The 15,348-nt window shown below is 74.3% G+C and carries 11 protein-coding genes; 4 read left to right on the plus strand and 7 right to left on the minus strand.

Going from position 1 to position 15,348, the window contains the following annotated elements:
- Nucleotides 1-11: 11 nt before the first annotated feature.
- Nucleotides 12-1,082 (minus strand): esterase-like activity of phytase family protein, encoded by a 1,071-nt coding sequence (locus tag ACIBNE_RS20155; protein ID WP_399273347.1) that lies wholly within the window; start codon nucleotides 1,080-1,082, stop codon nucleotides 12-14.
- Nucleotides 1,083-1,418: 336 nt separating this feature from the next.
- Here ACIBNE_RS20155 and ACIBNE_RS20160 point away from each other — a divergent pair, with 336 nt between their 5' ends.
- Nucleotides 1,419-1,895: a MarR family transcriptional regulator gene (locus ACIBNE_RS20160; RefSeq protein ID WP_399273349.1), complete on the plus strand. Its 477-nt coding sequence runs from the start codon at nucleotides 1,419-1,421 to the stop codon at nucleotides 1,893-1,895.
- A gap of 16 nt (nucleotides 1,896-1,911) precedes the next feature.
- Here ACIBNE_RS20160 and ACIBNE_RS20165 read toward each other — a convergent pair whose 3' ends face one another.
- The 3 genes from ACIBNE_RS20165 to speB form a co-directional block, all read right to left on the minus strand.
- Entirely contained in the window at nucleotides 1,912-5,493 is a 3,582-nt protein-coding gene (locus ACIBNE_RS20165) for an NB-ARC domain-containing protein (protein WP_399273351.1), read from the minus strand.
- Nucleotides 5,494-5,630: 137 nt separating this feature from the next.
- Entirely contained in the window at nucleotides 5,631-7,316 is a 1,686-nt protein-coding gene (locus tag ACIBNE_RS20170) for a thiamine pyrophosphate-binding protein (protein WP_399273353.1), read from the minus strand.
- Between the two features lie 70 nt (nucleotides 7,317-7,386).
- The gene (gene speB, locus ACIBNE_RS20175; protein ID WP_399273355.1) at nucleotides 7,387-8,358 is read right to left on the minus strand and encodes an agmatinase; all 972 of its coding nucleotides are present in this window, start codon (nucleotides 8,356-8,358) and stop codon (nucleotides 7,387-7,389) included.
- 107 nt (nucleotides 8,359-8,465) lie between these two features.
- Here speB and ACIBNE_RS20180 point away from each other — a divergent pair, with 107 nt between their 5' ends.
- The 3 genes from ACIBNE_RS20180 (at nucleotide 8,466) to ACIBNE_RS20190 (ending at nucleotide 12,257) form a co-directional block, all read left to right on the plus strand.
- Nucleotides 8,466-10,100 carry a PucR family transcriptional regulator ligand-binding domain-containing protein gene (locus ACIBNE_RS20180; protein WP_399273357.1) on the plus strand — a complete coding sequence of 545 codons (1,635 nt, stop codon included), beginning with the start codon at nucleotides 8,466-8,468 and terminating at the stop codon, nucleotides 10,098-10,100.
- Nucleotides 10,101-10,222: 122 nt separating this feature from the next.
- Nucleotides 10,223-11,380 (plus strand): acyl-CoA dehydrogenase family protein, encoded by a 1,158-nt coding sequence (locus ACIBNE_RS20185; RefSeq protein WP_399273359.1) that lies wholly within the window; start codon nucleotides 10,223-10,225, stop codon nucleotides 11,378-11,380.
- A gap of 10 nt (nucleotides 11,381-11,390) precedes the next feature.
- Complete coding sequence (locus tag ACIBNE_RS20190; RefSeq protein WP_399273361.1) at nucleotides 11,391-12,257, plus strand: acyl-CoA thioesterase; 867 nt, start codon at nucleotides 11,391-11,393, stop codon at nucleotides 12,255-12,257.
- Nucleotides 12,258-12,464: 207 nt separating this feature from the next.
- On the opposite strand, the gene ACIBNE_RS20195 is transcribed toward ACIBNE_RS20190, so the two are convergent.
- The 3 genes from ACIBNE_RS20195 to ACIBNE_RS20205 all read right to left on the minus strand — a co-directional run bounded on the left by ACIBNE_RS20195 (nucleotide 12,465) and on the right by ACIBNE_RS20205 (nucleotide 15,186).
- Nucleotides 12,465-13,250: a phosphatase gene (locus ACIBNE_RS20195; RefSeq protein ID WP_399273363.1), complete on the minus strand. Its 786-nt coding sequence runs from the start codon at nucleotides 13,248-13,250 to the stop codon at nucleotides 12,465-12,467.
- A gap of 90 nt (nucleotides 13,251-13,340) precedes the next feature.
- The gene (locus ACIBNE_RS20200; RefSeq protein ID WP_399273365.1) at nucleotides 13,341-13,928 is read right to left on the minus strand and encodes a TetR/AcrR family transcriptional regulator; all 588 of its coding nucleotides are present in this window, start codon (nucleotides 13,926-13,928) and stop codon (nucleotides 13,341-13,343) included.
- A gap of 22 nt (nucleotides 13,929-13,950) precedes the next feature.
- The gene (locus tag ACIBNE_RS20205; RefSeq protein ID WP_399273367.1) at nucleotides 13,951-15,186 is read right to left on the minus strand and encodes a DUF418 domain-containing protein; all 1,236 of its coding nucleotides are present in this window, start codon (nucleotides 15,184-15,186) and stop codon (nucleotides 13,951-13,953) included.
- Between the last annotated feature and the right edge of the window lie 162 nt (nucleotides 15,187-15,348).

Raw genomic sequence — 15,348 nt, forward strand, 5'->3', positions numbered from 1 at the left:
GGTTGTACGGATCAGTGGCGCTGTGGCAAGCGCACGCGGAACTGGTACAGACGCGTGATCTGGGCGGCGCTCTGGTTGTCGTCGCTGACGAGCACGACCCGGATCCGGCCGCCGGGGGCCCGCCCGGTCACGGCCATGCCCTCGATGTTGTCGAGCAGCGGATTGGGCTGGGGCTGGCGGGCGGGGGCGCCGAGGGACGGGCAGTCGGCGAGGTCCGTGAGGAGGGTCTTGGCGACGAAGCGGCGGTGGGGGTCGGTTGCGGCGAGGGTCTGTACGCCACTGACGTCCTCGGCGCGGCGGGTGTCGGCGGCGTACAGCCGGACGGTGTTGCCGTACCCGGCGGTGAAGCCGCGCTCCAGGACGAGGAGGCGGCCGTCGGGGAGCGCGGTGGTCTCGCTGACGCCGAGGCCGGGGTCGGGGCGGTAGGCGTACTGGGCGGACAGCGCGAAGTTCCCGTGGGGGCCCTTGACCTTGCGCCAGGTTTGGAGGCGTACGACCCCGGTGTCGCCGGAGAGCGGCGCCTCCATCGCGGCGAGGAGGCCGCGGCCGTGGTGGGTGAGGGTCAGCCCCTCGAAGGTGGCGTTGCGGGTCGCCCGCCCCTCGGGGGCGACGCGGAGCGCGGCGGGGACGGGGAGGGAGCCGAGGAGCGTGCCGTCGGGGGCGTAGCGCCGGACGGACGGCTCGGTCTCGGACGCGACGAGGCGGGTCCCGTCGCGCTCGACGGCGAGCCCTTCGGAGTCGAGGTCGAGGCCGGCTTCGTCGGCGAGGCGGATGACGGTACGGGGGGTGTGCGTGCGCCCGTCGAGCGCGAAGAGCTGCGACCGGTCGGAGAGCGCGAGGAGGGCGCCGGTGCGGGGGTCGGGGGCGAGGGCGGAGAGGTTCCCGACGAAGGTGCCGCCGAGGTCGGTCTTGTCGAAACGGTCGGAGTACGCGTCTATGGAGACGCGCGGGGAGCAGGGGTGGGCGGGGTGGGCGGAGGCGGGGTGGGCGCGGGCTGAGGTGGCCCCGGCGGGAGCGGCCGTGCAGGCGGCCACCGCGAGGGACGCGGTGAGGGCGGCGAGGAGGGTACGCGGACGAGGCATGGCGTTCACGCTAGGCGGGGAAGGGTGGCGCGGGGGTGCCTTCGGGGTGAACGGTTTTTCGCCTGCGGGCCGGTGGGTGGCTGGTCGCGCAGTTCCCCGCGCCCCTGGGTGGATGGGGTGATCCGGTCACGGGAGCGATTGCCCGGGGGCCGGGGTACCCATAACGCCCCCGGTGCGAACGGGCCCCGATAGGGGCGCGGGGAACTGCGCGAGGGTGGGGCACACGCGCAACGTGCCCTCGACCCCCGAGCGGGCAATTTGATCTCAAGCGCACTTGAGGTTTTACGGTCCTCGCATGCCCCGCACCCGCGGGCTCCGCACCAGGAGGAGCACGACATGACGACCACCCAGCAGATGTCCGACGCCCAGCTGGCCGGACAGCCCGCCGCGTACTGGACGGGCCTCGCCTACGAGGCGCTCATCGCGTTCACCCGGGCCCGGCAGGCCGAGAAGGGCTACACCCAGCCCCAGCTCTGGCTGCTGCGCAACCTCTCGGAAAACGACATCTCGCCCGACGGCCGGGGAATGACCGTGCCCGAACTCCAGGAGGCGATGGCCTCCTACATCCGCCCCGAGGACGACCTGGCGGCGGAGGCGGACGTACTCCTGGAGCGCGGCTGGCTGAGCCGGGACGACGAGGACCGGCTGTGGCTCACCGAGGAGGGGGAAAGGACCCGCGTCGAACTCAGGCGCAACACCCCCGCGATCCGGGCCGCCCTCCACGAGGGCATCGACGACGCGGACTACGTCACCACGCTGAAGGTGCTCCAGCGACTGATCCGCAACGCGGGCGGCGGTGCGCCGAAGGTCTGAACGGCCCCGTCCGTGCCTACGCGGGCGGTGGAGGCAGGAAGGTGAAGCCGTGCAGGCCGCGCGTGCTGCACGCGACCAGGCCGAGATCGTCTCCGGCGGTCCAGGCGCAGGCGAGCAGCGATGCCTCCGTACGCATCAGCGTCACGCGGGCGCACGTCTCCCTGTGCCAGATCTCGATGGTCCGCGGTGGACTCACGACGGCCAGCCACTCCCCGTCCGGGGAGACGGCGATGCTCTTCACCGGGCCGGAAACGGCACGGAAGGTTCCCGTGACGGTGCCCCGGGGCACGTCCCGTACGCAGACGGTCCCGTGCGCGTCCCCGCTGACGAGCCACGTGCCGTCCGGGGCGATCGCCGTGCTCGTCACCGCGGCCTGGTGGCGGGCGATCCCGCGCGGCTTTCGCGACGCGACGTCCCAGAGCTTGACCTGTCCGTCCGCGCCGCCCGTCACGATCCAGGCGCCGTCCGGCGCCGAGGCGGCGGCGGTCACCTTCCCCCGGTGGCCGCGCAGGGCCCCTGACGTGTCCTCGGATACGGGCGACCAGAACACGACCCTGCCGTCCGCCGTCCCGGCGACGACCGTGTGGCCGGGCGTCACCGCGACGGCGGTGATCGTCGCTTCGTACCACTGGTACCGGCACAGCCGCGCCCCCGACCGGTCGAACAACCGCACGTGGGCGGTGCCGTTGCCCTGGGTCGTCCAGGTCCCCTCCTCGCACACGGCGAGGAGCGCGCCGTCCGGGGACAGCGCCGCGAACGGTTCGTAGTCGCGGTGGAAGGGCGAGTTCCGGTCGTAGAGCGGCAGCTCCGTCGCCCCGTCGGCGTCCGGCTCCGCGGAGAGCCTCCGCTCCGTCAGGTTCCCCACCACGCTGATGACGGCGAGCCGCTCACCGCACGCGGACACGGCGGCGCTGCGGGCGGCCCGCGGAAACGCGACCCTGCCGCCGGAGGGCTGCGGGGTGCGCGATCCCTCGTCCCGCAGGTCCCACGTCCTGACCGTCCCGTCCGTCCCCGCGGTCATGAACCAGGAGCCCGAGCGGGCGAAGGCCACGTCGTTCACCGCACCCAGGTGTCCGATCGCGGCGAGCCTGGGACCGCTGCCGACGGCCCGGACGTGCGTCGCGCCGGTGGGCAGCGCGATGGCGACGAGGGCGCCGTCGTCGGAGACCGCGAGAGCCGTCACGGGCCCGGTCCTCACGAGGCGGAACGCGTCGCTGGTCCTCAGTGCCGGTATCGCGCGATGGGTGGGGCGGCGCACCAGGAACAGCCCGTCGCTCGTGGACAGGACGAACCCGCGGCCGCGGGCCACGGCGACGGGGCCGACCGAGACGTCGGTGGTGGAGACGGGCGTGCCGCGCCGGAACGTGGCGCTGTTCCAGCGCACCACCTCGGCCTCGCAGGTGGAGAAGAAGTGGGAGCCGTCGGGGTGGAAGGAGAGCCCCACGACCGGCCCCACGTGGTGCTTGAGCTTCGCGGTGCACGAGCCGTCGTCCGGGTTCCAGGCCCTGAGGGTGCGGTCCGCGCTGCCGGTGACCAGCAGACCGTCGTCGGGGGAGAGCGCGAGGGCGGTCACCGCCTTGTCGTGGCCCGAGAAGGTCGCCGCGCACGTCCAGGTCGCCGTCTCCCACTTCTTCGCGGTCCGGTCCGCGCTCCCCGTCACCAGCCACGTGCCGTCCGACGACACCGAGACGGCGACCACCCGGTCGGTGTGTGCCCGCACCGTGGCCAGCCGGCTCCAGGTGCGCGTCTCCCACACGTGGAGGCTGCCGTCCGCGCAGCCGCCGACCAGCCACGCGTCGTCGGGGGCCACGGCGACCGCGGTCACCGGGCCGGGGTGGACCAGCGAGCTGCGCAGCAGGCCGTCGACCATGTCCGGTGGCTCCCACCGCTGGGCCAGCCCCGGTCCCGTCAGGCCGTCGGCCAGCGCGGCGACCTGGCCGTCCCAGACCGAGTGGTGTCCGAGCCTGCTGTAAAGGACGTGCTTCAGCGCGTGCTCGGGGGTGGTGGGCGTGAGCAGGTGCGCGACGCGGGACAGCTCCCGGACGCGCCGGGCCGCCGCGCGGGTGCCCAGCCGGGCGAGGTCGCTGTACGGCGCCACCGGGCCGCGCTGGTACAGCCGCCGTTCGATCCACCGCAGGTCCTGGGCGACCGTGGCGGCCAGTTCGGCACGGCCGGCGGCGATCAGATGGGCGATCAGGTGATCGAGCACGTAGCCGTGCGGTGTCTCCCACCAGCTCGTCGTGGGAGAGGGGTCGCCCGCCACCAGCGGTCCGGCCGGTGCCAGGTCCCGGGCCATCGCGTGCGTGAGCTTGTCGTGCACGAGGCCCAGTTGCCCGTCGGCCAGCTGTCGCTGCAAGTAGTCGCGGACGACGTCGTGCAGCGAGACGGATCCGCCGTCCTCGCTGTGCAGCGTGATCAGGGACAGGTTCGCCAGCGTGCGGATCAGCTCGCGGGAGCGGCTCCCGCCGTGCTCCCCGTGCCAGAGGCGCGCGACCAGGGCGACCGGGACGCATTCGTCTTCGGCGAACACGCCCAGTTCGACGAAGCGCCGCGTGTCCTCGGGGGTGAGCAGGCGCGTGGCGGCCTCCACGGTCGCCCGGACGGCCTTGCGCCGCTCCTTGGGGTCGTCGACGTCGAGCGGGACCCTCGGGTCGACGCCGACCGGGCCGTGGGCCCGCAGCAGTTCCAGCACCTCGCGCGCCGCGTCCGCCGGGTCGGCCCCCGTCTCCAGGTCGGCGGCGACGAGGCGGTTGGCCAGGCGGAGCAGGAGGGGCCAGCCTCCCGTCACGGCGAGGATCAGCTCGGTCGTGGCCCGGGGCAGCTCGGGGAGCCCCCAGGTCAGCACCGCGCGGGCCTGGTCGTCGGACATGGCGTCGACCCGGACCTGGCGGGCGTCGCCCGGCAGGGCCTTGGGGACGCGGGTCGTCACCAGGCGCACGACGTCGCGCCCGCCGTGCAGGAACGGCTCCAGCTGTTCCCGTTCCCAGATGTCGTCCAGCACCAGCAGGGTCCGCGGCTGCTGGTCCAGGAGCCGGCCCAGGTGGGCCCCGGCCAGGCCCGGGTCGTCGAACGCGGTGGCGTCCCCGGTGATGAACCTGGTGACCTCGGCGACCTTGGCGGCCAGGGCCTCGCGGCTGCGCACCTCGCGGCCGATCGTCACGACGAAGATCCGTCCCCTGAACCGCCTGCGGACCCTGGGGTCCGCGCACGCCATCTCGGCCAGGGTCGTCTTCCCGAACCCGCCGGCTCCCCGCAGCGCGGTGGTGATGCCGATGGTCCCCCGGGTCCGCCGGCACAGCGCCTTGATCACGTCGAGGGACTCCGAGCGCGCGACCACCCACTCCGGCACGGGGGGCACCGCGGGCACCGACAGGCCGGTCGGGGTCCACCGGCTCGTCAGCCGCTGGAGCAGCAGGCTCAACAGCACCCCGGCCACGGTGAGCACCGCTCCCGAGGCCCAGGGGTGTTCCCTCAGCACGTCCAGCGGCCCCGGCCAACGCTCGTACGAGGATGCCTGGTTGGTCGCCAGGCCCAGCAGCGCGGCCAGCGCCGCGCCGGTCACGGCCAGGGCCGCCAACCCCGTTGCCCGCAGCGTCACTGCTCTCAACCGCACCCCCCGATGCCGCTCCTCAGCATGGGGGACGACCCGGCGCACCGGGGAGTTCCCCTCCGGTCACACCGCTTCCGCGGGCGACCCCGTGCCCGGGGCCGCCGCGGCCCGTCGGCGGCCCGTCCTCAGTCCAGGTGCGTCGCCGCGAACATGCGGGGCCTCGCCGGGAGCACCACGACCGAAGGGCCCGGTTCCGTCAGGGACTTCGCCAGGTCGGCGGCGAGCGCCTGCGGGGTCGTGCGCCGCGCGGGCACGCCGAAGGACTCCGCGAGCGCGACGAAGTCCGGGCGGGCCAGCTCGGTGCCGGTCGGTTCGCCGAACGCGTCCGTCATGTACTCGCGCAGGATGCCGTAGCCGCCGTCGTCGACGATCAGCCAGGTGACCGGCAGGTCGTGCTGGCGGGCCGTCGCCAGTTCCGCGATCGAGTACATCGCGCCGCCGTCGCCGGAGACCGCGAGCACCGGCGTCGAAGGGTCGGCCGCCGCCGCGCCGAGCGCCGAGGGGTAGGCGTAGCCGAGGCCGCCCGCGCCCTGCGCGGAGTGCATGGTGTTGGGGCGGCGCGGGTCGAAGGCGGACCACGCCCAGTACCCGAGGACCGTCATGTCCCAGAAGCTCGGGGACGCGTCGGGCAGCGCCTCGCGGATCGCGGACAGCAGGCCCTGTTCCAGGGTCAGGTCCTGGGCGTCGATGCGCTCGCGGACCCGGGCCAGGAGGGTCCGTACGCGCTCGGGGGCCGTGTCGTCCCGGCGGGGCGCGGCCGTTTCGAGGAGGGCCGTCAGCGCCAGGCGCGCGTCCGCGTGGATGCCGAGCGCCGGGTGGTTGGACTCCAGCTTGCCCGCGTCCGCCTCGATCTGGATGATCCGGCCGCGCGGCGCGAACGTGTGGTAGTTCGAGGAGAGTTCGCCCAGGCCCGAGCCGACGACGAGGAGGACGTCGGCGTCCGCCAGGAAGTCCGTGGTGTGGCGGTCCTCCAGCCAGGACTGGAGGGACAGCGGGTGCTCCCAGGGGAACGCGCCCTTGCCGCCGAAGGTCGTGACGACCGGCGCGTCCAGCAGCTCGGCCAGCGCCCGCAGCTTCCCGCTCGCGTCGGCGCGGACCACGCCGCCGCCCGCGACGATCGCCGGGCGCTCGGCGGTGGAGAGCCAGTGCGCGGCCAGGGCGGTCAGTTCGGGGCGGGGCGGGAGGTCGTGCGGGAGCGCGTCGGGGGCCGTGACGACCGGGACGATCGTCTGCGCGTTCAGCACGTCCGCCGGGATCTCCACCCAGACCGGGCCGTGCGGGGCGGTCAGCGCCGACTCCCAGGCCGCCGCGATCGCGGACGGGATCTGGGACTGCGTACGGACGGTGTGCACGGACTTCACGATGTCGCGCACGGACGCCTGCTGGTCGCGCAGTTCGTGCAGGTAGCCGTGGCGCCCGCCGCCGAGCCCGGCGGCGGGGACCTGGCTGGCGATCACCAGGACCGGCGCGGAGGCCGACGCGGCCTCCTGGAGCGCGGCCAGCGAGGTGAGCGCGCCGGGGCCGGTGGACAGCAGGAGCGGGGCGGCCTCGCCGGTGATCCGGCCGTACGCGTCCGCCGCGAAGCCCGCGTTGTTCTCGACCCGCAGGCCGACGTAGGCGAGCGGGGAGCGGCGGACCGCGTCGAACAGGCCCAGCGCGTGCTGGCCCGGCAGCCCGAAGACGGTGGTCGCGCCGAGCCCGGTCAGGGTCTCCACGACGAGGTCGCCGCCGGTGCGTCCGGGCGGCGGATTGAGCGCGGCCTCGGTCTGCCGGGCGGTGGGCCGCAGCACAAGGTCGTGGTCGTGCGTCATGGACGTACCCCTTCTGAACCGGGAGTGGGACTCGTGGGCCGCGCTCCGCGCCGAGCGCGGCCCCGCGCGCCTACGCCTCGCGCGCCGCGGCGATCTGCCGGGACATGATCGTGGTCAGCTCGTACGCCGTGTGCGACGCGGCCACCGCGGTGATCTCCGCGTGGTCGTACGCCGGGGCGACCTCCACGACGTCGGCGGAGACCAGGTTGCAGGAGGACAGCCCGCGCAGGATCTCCAGGAGCTCGCGCGAGGTCATGCCGCCCGCCTCGGGGGTGCCGGTGCCGGGCGCGTGCGCCGGGTCGAGGCAGTCGATGTCGATGGAGATGTAGAGCGGGCGGTCCCCGATGCGCTGGCGCAGCTGGTCGGCGACCTCGTCGGCGCCGCGCCGGTAGACGTCGGCGGACGTGACGATGCCGAAGCCCATCTTCTCGTCGTCGGTCAGGTCCTTCTTGCTGTACAGCGGGCCGCGGATGCCGACGTGGGAGAGCGCGGAGGTGTCGAGGATGCCCTCCTCGACGGCCCGGCGGAACGGCGTGCCGTGCGTGTACTCGGCGCCGAAGTAGGTGTCCCACGTGTCGAGGTGCGCGTCGAAGTGGAGCAGCGCGACCGGGCCGTGCTTCTTGGCGACCGAGCGCAGCAGCGGCAGCGCGATGGTGTGGTCGCCGCCGAGCGTCATCATGCGGGCGCCGGAGCCGAGCAGGTCGTCGGCGGCGGCCTCGATCGTCTCGACGGCCTCGTTGATGTTGAACGGGTTCGCGGCGATGTCGCCCGCGTCGGCGACCTGCGCGAGGGCGAACGGCGAGGCGTCCTGCGCGGGGTTGTACGGGCGCAGCAGGCGGGAGGCCTCGCGGATGGCGTTGCCGCCGAAGCGGGCGCCGGGGCGGTAGGAGACGCCGGTGTCGAAGGGCACGCCGACGACGGCGACGTCGGCGGTGCCGACCTCGTCGAGGCGGGGCAGCCTGGCGAACGTGGCGGGGCCCGCGTAGCGCGGGACGCCCGAGGAGTCGATGGGGCCGCGCGGCGTCGTCGCTTCGCTGCTCATGGGTGCCTTCTTTCCGCTCTGCTCTGCCTGTCCGCTCGACCGTAGGGGCCGGGCGGGCGCGAATGAAGTGTACGTTTCATCCACTGTTGACGAACCGGATGGATGAAATGTCCACCAACGAAATCACCGATGGACCCATGGGGGATTCCGGTCCGGCCGGGCCTGCCGCCCGCCCCGGGCCGCCCACCCCGCCCGTGCCGCTCTCCGCGCTCCTGCCCGTCGGCCGGGGCGGCGGCAGCGGTCTCGGGCTGCGGCTGCTGACCGGGGACCGGGACACCGCCGTGCACTGGGTGCACACCTCCGAGATGGCCGATCCCTACCCGTACCTCCTGGGCGGCGAACTGCTGCTGACGGCGGGCGTGCAGCTGACCGATCCGGAGCGGTACGTGGCGCGCGTCGCCGAGGCGGGCGCCGCCGCGCTGGGCTTCGGCGTCACGCCGGTGTACGACACGGTGCCGGACGCGCTGCTCGCGGCGTGCGTACGGCACGGTCTTCCGCTCGTCGAGGTCGCGCCCGGTACGCCGTTCACGGCCGTCGCCCGCGCGGTGTGGCGGCTCATGGCCGAGGCGCGCCACCGCGAGCTGCGCCGGGTCACCCGTGCGCAGCAGGCGCTCGCCGCCGCGGCCGCCCGCCCCGACCCGGTCCCCGCGGTGCTGCGGACGCTGGCTTCGCGCCTGGACGGGCGGGCGGTCCTGTTCGCCGGGGACGGGGCGCCGTTGCACGCGGCGGGCCGCCTCCCCTCGGACGCGACGGACAGCGCGGAGAGTGCCCTCGGCGCGCTCGCCGGGATCGTACGGACGGGCCCCGCGTCGGCCACGGACACGGCGCCGGGCGCCCATCTGGCGGCGTACGCGCTGACGGGCGCGGAGCCGGGGGGCGACGGCTCTCCCACGGGACCGCCCGCGGGCTCCACCGCCCCGCCCTTCGTCCTGGGCGTCGCGACCCCCGCGCGCGAACCGGGCGACCGTACCGTCGCCGGGATCGCCGCCGTCCTGCTCACCCTGCTGACCGCCCCGCACAGGGGCGCCGACCCGGCCCACCGCTCCGCCGCGCTCGTACGCCTCCTGCTGGGCGCCGCCCCCGGGGAGGCCGCCGGACTGCTGGGCGCCGCGCCCTGGCGGGTGGTGCACGCGCGCGGCGGCGACGGCACGCCCTTCGCGGCGCCCGCGCTGGGCGCGGCACTGGGCAGCACGCTGGTGGACGGGGGAGGCGGCGAGGACGGCACCGTACGGATCCTGTTGCCGACCCCCGGCGGGTCCCCCGTTCCCGCGCTCGCCCCGCAGCCGGGCTGGACCCTCGGCGTCAGCGCCCCCGTCGACCCCGCCGCCCCCACGGCTCCCACCGGCCCTGCCGCCCTGGCCGCCGCCGACGCGCAGGCGGCCCGCGCCCTGCGCCGCGCCGAGGCCACCCGCGTCCCCCTCGTCCAGCACCGCGAGGCGGGCCTGACGGGCCTCGTCGCCCCCGACGAGGCCGCCGCGCACGCCCGTACCGCCCTGGCCCCGCTCGCCGACGCGCCGCCCGCGCTCGCCGACACGCTCCGCACCTGGCTGTCCCTGCACGGCAGCTGGGACCGCACGGCGACCGCGCTCGCCGTGCATCGCAACACCGTCCGCCAGCGCGTCGCGCGCTGCGCCGCGCTCCTGGAGGCGGACCTGGACGACCCGGACGTGCGGATGGAGCTCTGGTTCGCGCTCCGCTGGCTGCCGGGTGCGACGGATGGGACAGCGGTGGCGTCCCGATGAGGGATGTCCGACTCTGGACAGGTCGAGTGACCCCCGGGTAACTTCGTGTCGAACGACCCTGAGCAAGCGCTTAGACAAGTCGACCAGCCAACTCGACCCAGTCGAAGAAGGAGGGCGGGCCCGTGCGCCGGACCGTTTTCAACGAGGACCACGAGGCGTTCCGGGAGACCATCCGCGCCTTCATCGAGGCCGAGGTCGTCCCGGTCTACGACGAGTGGTTCGCCGCGGGCCAGGCCCCGCGCGACTTCTACTACAAGCTCGCCGAGCTGGGCGTCTTCGGCATCCGCGTCGAGGAGGAGTTCGGCGGCGCGGGCATCGACTCGTACAAGTTCGAGGCCGTGATGTACGAGGAGACGTCCCGCGCGGGCGTCCACTTCGGCGGCTCCGGCGTCCACGTGCTGCTCGGCCTGCCGTACATCAAGATGCTCGCCACCGACGAGCAGAAGAAGCGCTACCTGCCGAAGTTCGTCTCCGGCGAGGAGATGTGGGCGCTCGCCATGACCGAGCCGGGCACCGGCTCCGACGTCGCGGGCATGAAGACCACCGCGAAGCTCTCCGAGGACGGCACGCACTACGTCCTCAACGGCTCCAAGACCTTCATCACCGGCGGCGTGCACGCCGACAAGGTGATCGTCTGCGCCCGCACCGCCGCGCCCACCGCCGAGGACCGCCGCCACGGCATCTCGCTCTTCGCCGTGGACACCAAGTCCGACGGCTACTCGATCGGCCGCAAGCTCGACAAGCTCGGCCTCAAGACGTCCGACACCGCCGAGCTGGCGTTCGTCGACGTGAAGGTGCCGGTCGAGGACCTGCTGGGCGAGGAGAACAAGGGCTTCTACTACCTCGGCCACAACCTCGCGTCCGAGCGCTGGGGCATCGCGTTCGGCGCGTACGCGCAGGCCAAGGCGGCCGTGCGGTTCGCCAAGGAGTACGTCCAGGAGCGCACGGTCTTCGGCAAGCCCGTCGCGCACTTCCAGAACACCAAGTTCGAGCTGGCCGCCTGCCAGGCCGAGGTGGACGCCGCCGAGGCCGTCGCCGACCGCACGCTGGAGGCCCTGGACGCGGGCGAGCTGACCCCGGCCGAGGCCGCGTCGGCCAAGCTGTTCTGCACCGAGGTCGCGCACCGCGTGATCGACCGCTGCCTCCAGCTGCACGGCGGCTACGGCTTCATGAACGAGTACCCGATCGCCCGCCTGTACGCGGACAACCGGGTCAACCGCATCTACGGCGGCACCAGCGAGGTCATGAAGATGATCATCGCGAAGGACATGGGTCTCTGATCCCCCACTCATGACCAAGGCGCTCGATTCCCTGCTCGATCTGCTCGACCTTGAGCGGATCGAGCAGGACGTCTTCCGTGGCGTGAGCCGGTCCGCGCTCGTCCCGCGCGTCTTCGGCGGCCAGGTGGCGGCGCAGGCGCTCGTCGCCGCCGGCCGCACGGTCCCGGCGGACCGCCACGCCCACTCCCTGCACGCGTACTTCCTGCGCGCGGGCGACCCGGGCGCGCCCATCGTCTACACCGTGGACCGCATCCGCGACGGCCGCTCCTTCACCACGCGCCGGATCGTCGCGGTCCAGCACGGGCAGCCGATCTTCCACCTCTCGGCCTCCTTCCAGACGTACGAGGAGGGCCTGGAGCACCAGACGGAGATGCCGCGGGCGCCGGACCCCGAGACGCTGCCGACGGCGGCCGAGATGCTGCCCCGCCACCTCCCCGCCGACGTGGCCGAGCGCCTGATCGCGGCGCGCGGCGCGGTGGACCTGCGGTACGCCGAGGCGCCGCCCTGGGGCAGCGTGGGGCGGCCGCGCGAGCCGCGCTCCCAGGTCTGGTTCCGCACGAACGGCAAGCTGGCCGACGATCCGCTGCTGCACGTCTGCCTCGCCACGTACGTCTCCGACATGACGCTGCTCGACTCGGTGCTCCTCGCGCACGGGCGCGGCGGCTGGGCGGTCGGGGACGTGGTCGGCGCGTCGCTGGACCACGCGATGTGGTTCCACCGCCCCTTCAGGGCCGACGAATGGCTCCTGTACGACCAGGAGTCGCCCTCGGCATCCGGCGGCCGCGGCCTGGGCCAGGCCCGCATCTACACCCGCGACGGACGCCTCGCGATCTCGGTGATCCAGGAGGGCGTCGTGCGCGTGCCGCGCGGATCGTGACGCCCCGCCCCTTCCCGAAACCCTGCCGGGGGCGTTCAAAGACTGCGCAGTTCCCCGCGCCCCTTTTAGGGGCGCGGGGAACTGCGCAAAACGGGGGCTGGGGCAGCGCCCCAGTTTCGGGAAGGGGCGGGTAGGGGAACGCCCGCCGCAGGCGAAAGCCGGCGCCCCCGTGCAACGGGGTCAGGACGATGACCGCCCCGCCCCCGCTCACGCCCCTGCGAGGCCCGCCGCGGCCAGCAGGTACGCCGTCATCGGCTCGTAGTACCGGGGATCGATCACGTGGTCGTCCAGCGGCACCGCCACCTGCACGGTCCCCTCCGCCTCCCCCACGAACAGCGCGGGATCGTTGCAGTCCGCGTACCCGACCGAGTCGATGCCGCGCTGCCCCGCCCGCCCCGCCCACCCGTGGTCCGCGACCACGAGGTCGGGCAGCGCGGAGCCCTCCCGCAGCAGCCCGTCCAGGATCGCGTTCATCGGCTCGGGCGAGTGCGTGTGCCACAGCGTCGCGCCCCGCTCGAAGAGCGCGACGTCGGCGAACTGCACCACGTACCCCTCGTCGGCGACGAGCCCGCCGGGAATCCGCACCACGTCGCAGCCCGCGGCCCGCAGCCCCGCAGCGACCCTGCTGTGCGCGTCGATCAGCGAGCCGGGGTGACCGGTCGCGAAGAGCACCCGCTCCCGGCCCGCCGCGGCCTTGCGCAGCCGCGCGGCCATCCGGTCGAGGCCGTCGACGGTCAGTTCGGGGTCGATGGTGTCCTGGCCGACCCGGTGCTCCGGGTCGTCGCTCACCCCGCATCTCTCGGCCATCACGGCGAGCACGTCCTGCTCGTCGGTCCAGCGGTCGCCGAGTTCGAGACCCAGCCAGTAGTGGCGGTCGCCGTTGGCGAGCTTGCGGTAGTGGGAGAGGTTGTTGTCGCGCGGCGTGGCGACGTCTCCGGCGATACGGGTGCGTACGAGGTGGTCGACGAGGGCGGCACGGCTGGGTATCGGCATGCGCCCATTGTGCCGTCAGGGATGCGGAGCGTGCCGGGTGAGTCCGCGCACAGATCCGGCCACCGGGACGTGCGGGGAGCCCGGCCCCGCTCAGTTCCCCAGCGCCGCGAACGCCCCGTGCGCGAGGCGCCGCAGCAGTGCCTCCGTCGCCGCCCGGCCCGGCAGCCCGCTGCCGTACGAGCCGAGGTGCGGGGTCGAGTTCAGCAGGCCGAACACGGCGTGGACGGCGGCCCGCGCCTCCGCCTCGGCGACGCCCGGGTGCAGTTCGCGCACGACGCCGACCCACAGCTCCACGTACTCCCGCTGGAGCCGCCGCACCCGCTTGCGGTCCGCGTCCCGCAGCCGGTCAAGCTCGCGGTCGTGGAGGGTGATGAGCGGGCGGTCGTCCAGGGCGAAGTCGATGTGGCCGTCGATGAGCGCGGCGAGCACCGCCGCGGGTCCCTCGCCGGTCGTCCGGCGCCGGCCGCCTTCGAGCAGCCGCTCGCTGATGCCCACCAGCAGTTCGGCGAGCATCGCGTCCTTGCCGGGGAAGTGGCGGTAGAGGCCGGGGCCGCTGATGCCGACCGCGGCCCCTATCTCGTCCACGCCCACCCCGTGGAAGCCGCGCTCGGCGAAGAGGCGGGCGGCCTCCTTGAGGATCTGTTCGCGGCGCGTGGGCGCGGCGGTCCTGGTGCTCATGGAGCCATCCTAGACGGCCCGGTTAGCGCTCGTTAACCTCCCGCGCGTCCCCGGCGCGCTCCCCCAGGTGCGTCAGCCCCCGCAGCAGCCGCTCCACCGGGCCCGTGCGGAAGCGGGCCAGGAACCCGCCGCTCACGGCGAGCTGCCCCGCGTACAGCAGCAGCGCCAGGCCCACCGGGACGGCGACGCCCAGCTTCCCGTACAGCCCGAGGCCGTAGCCGGTGAAGACCAGCGCCATCACGAGCGACTGCGTGAGGTAGTGGGTGAGCGCGAGGCGTCCGGCGGAGGCGAGCACGGCGCCCGCGCGCTCCCCGCGCGGGGAGCGCAGCCACAGCAGCAGCCCGCAGGCGTACGCGGCGGTGAGCGCGGGGGCCGCGACGATCCCGACCGCCCCGGCGAGCAGTTCCCACCGGCCGGGCAGCGGGCCCACGGTGCCCGCGGCGGAGAAGACCGCGAACGGCAGGCCGACGCAGAGTCCGGCGAGCGCGGTGCGGCGCAGCGCGGGGCGCCCGACCGCGGTGATCCAGCCGCGCTTGCCCGCCGCCAGGCCCGCGAGGAAGGCCGCGACCACGAAACCGGCCATGAACAGGGCGGCGGCCGCGGCCAGCGGCAGGGTGTCGAGGTTGGCGCCGACCACGTCCCCGAACCCGCCCCGGTACGCGGCGGTGTACCGGGCGGCCTCCGCCTCCGACGCGCCGTCCGGCTCGCCGTCGAGGTAGCCGAACGCCCCGACGAGCAGCATCAGCGCGCCGAGCGCGCCCCACACCCACAGGGCGGCGCGCAGCGCCTTCCCCGGGGCCGCGCGGCGCGCGGCGAGGAGGATCGGGCCCAGGAGTGCGTACGAGGTGAGGATGTCGCCGATGTAGAGGAAGACGGCGTGCAGCACGCCGAGGACGAGCAGGCCCAGCAGTCGGCGCAGGGTGCGCGGGGCGACGCGGGCCCCGGCGCGCGCCGCGGCGGCGCTCTGGAGGGTGAAGCTGTAGCCGAAGAGGAACGAGAAGAGCAGGTAGAACTTGCTCTGGGCGAGGCAGGTCACGAGCCAGAGCGCCGCGGTGTCGGCGCCCCCTTCCGGCCGGCCGCCGACGAGCCCCGCGGGTCCGGACATGGTCAGGACGTTCACCAGCAGGATCCCGCCGAGCGCGAAGCCGCGCAGGGCGTCGACCTCCGCGATCCTGCGGACACCGCCGGGAGCGGCAGGGCGCTGCCCAGGTACGGCGCGTTCCTCGCCCTCCTCGCGGGCGGCACGGTGCTGCGTCATCTCTTCCGGTCCCCCCGTTCGCGGTCGCACGTGCGACGGTCACCGATCCTCACAGATCGCCGCGGCGGCCGTGTCCTACGAAAGGACCTGGCCGCTGTACGCGAAAGTCGACCCTGGACAGGTGCGTTAGCGCTCGTTAACCTGACGTCGGGGCGTTAACGC

This window comes from Streptomyces sp. NPDC050504 (genome assembly GCF_044458065.1).
In the GTDB taxonomy this organism is placed as follows: Bacteria; Actinomycetota; Actinomycetes; order Streptomycetales; family Streptomycetaceae; genus Streptomyces.

What these genes read in the sequence shown, in the direction of transcription:
- ACIBNE_RS20170 (WP_399273353.1), bottom strand. Translation starts at nt 7,316, where the DNA reads ATGACGCACGACCACGACCTTGTGCTGCGGCCCACCGCCCGGCAGACC.
- ACIBNE_RS20195 (WP_399273363.1), bottom strand. Translation starts at nt 13,250, where the DNA reads ATGCCGATACCCAGCCGTGCCGCCCTCGTCGACCACCTCGTACGCACC.
- ACIBNE_RS20180 (WP_399273357.1), top strand. Translation starts at nt 8,466, where the DNA reads ATGTCCACCAACGAAATCACCGATGGACCCATGGGGGATTCCGGTCCG.
- speB (WP_399273355.1), bottom strand. Translation starts at nt 8,358, where the DNA reads ATGAGCAGCGAAGCGACGACGCCGCGCGGCCCCATCGACTCCTCGGGC.
- ACIBNE_RS20155 (WP_399273347.1), bottom strand. Translation starts at nt 1,082, where the DNA reads ATGCCTCGTCCGCGTACCCTCCTCGCCGCCCTCACCGCGTCCCTCGCG.
- ACIBNE_RS20190 (WP_399273361.1), top strand. Translation starts at nt 11,391, where the DNA reads ATGACCAAGGCGCTCGATTCCCTGCTCGATCTGCTCGACCTTGAGCGG.
- ACIBNE_RS20160 (WP_399273349.1), top strand. Translation starts at nt 1,419, where the DNA reads ATGACGACCACCCAGCAGATGTCCGACGCCCAGCTGGCCGGACAGCCC.
- ACIBNE_RS20205 (WP_399273367.1), bottom strand. Translation starts at nt 15,186, where the DNA reads ATGACGCAGCACCGTGCCGCCCGCGAGGAGGGCGAGGAACGCGCCGTA.
- ACIBNE_RS20200 (WP_399273365.1), bottom strand. Translation starts at nt 13,928, where the DNA reads ATGAGCACCAGGACCGCCGCGCCCACGCGCCGCGAACAGATCCTCAAG.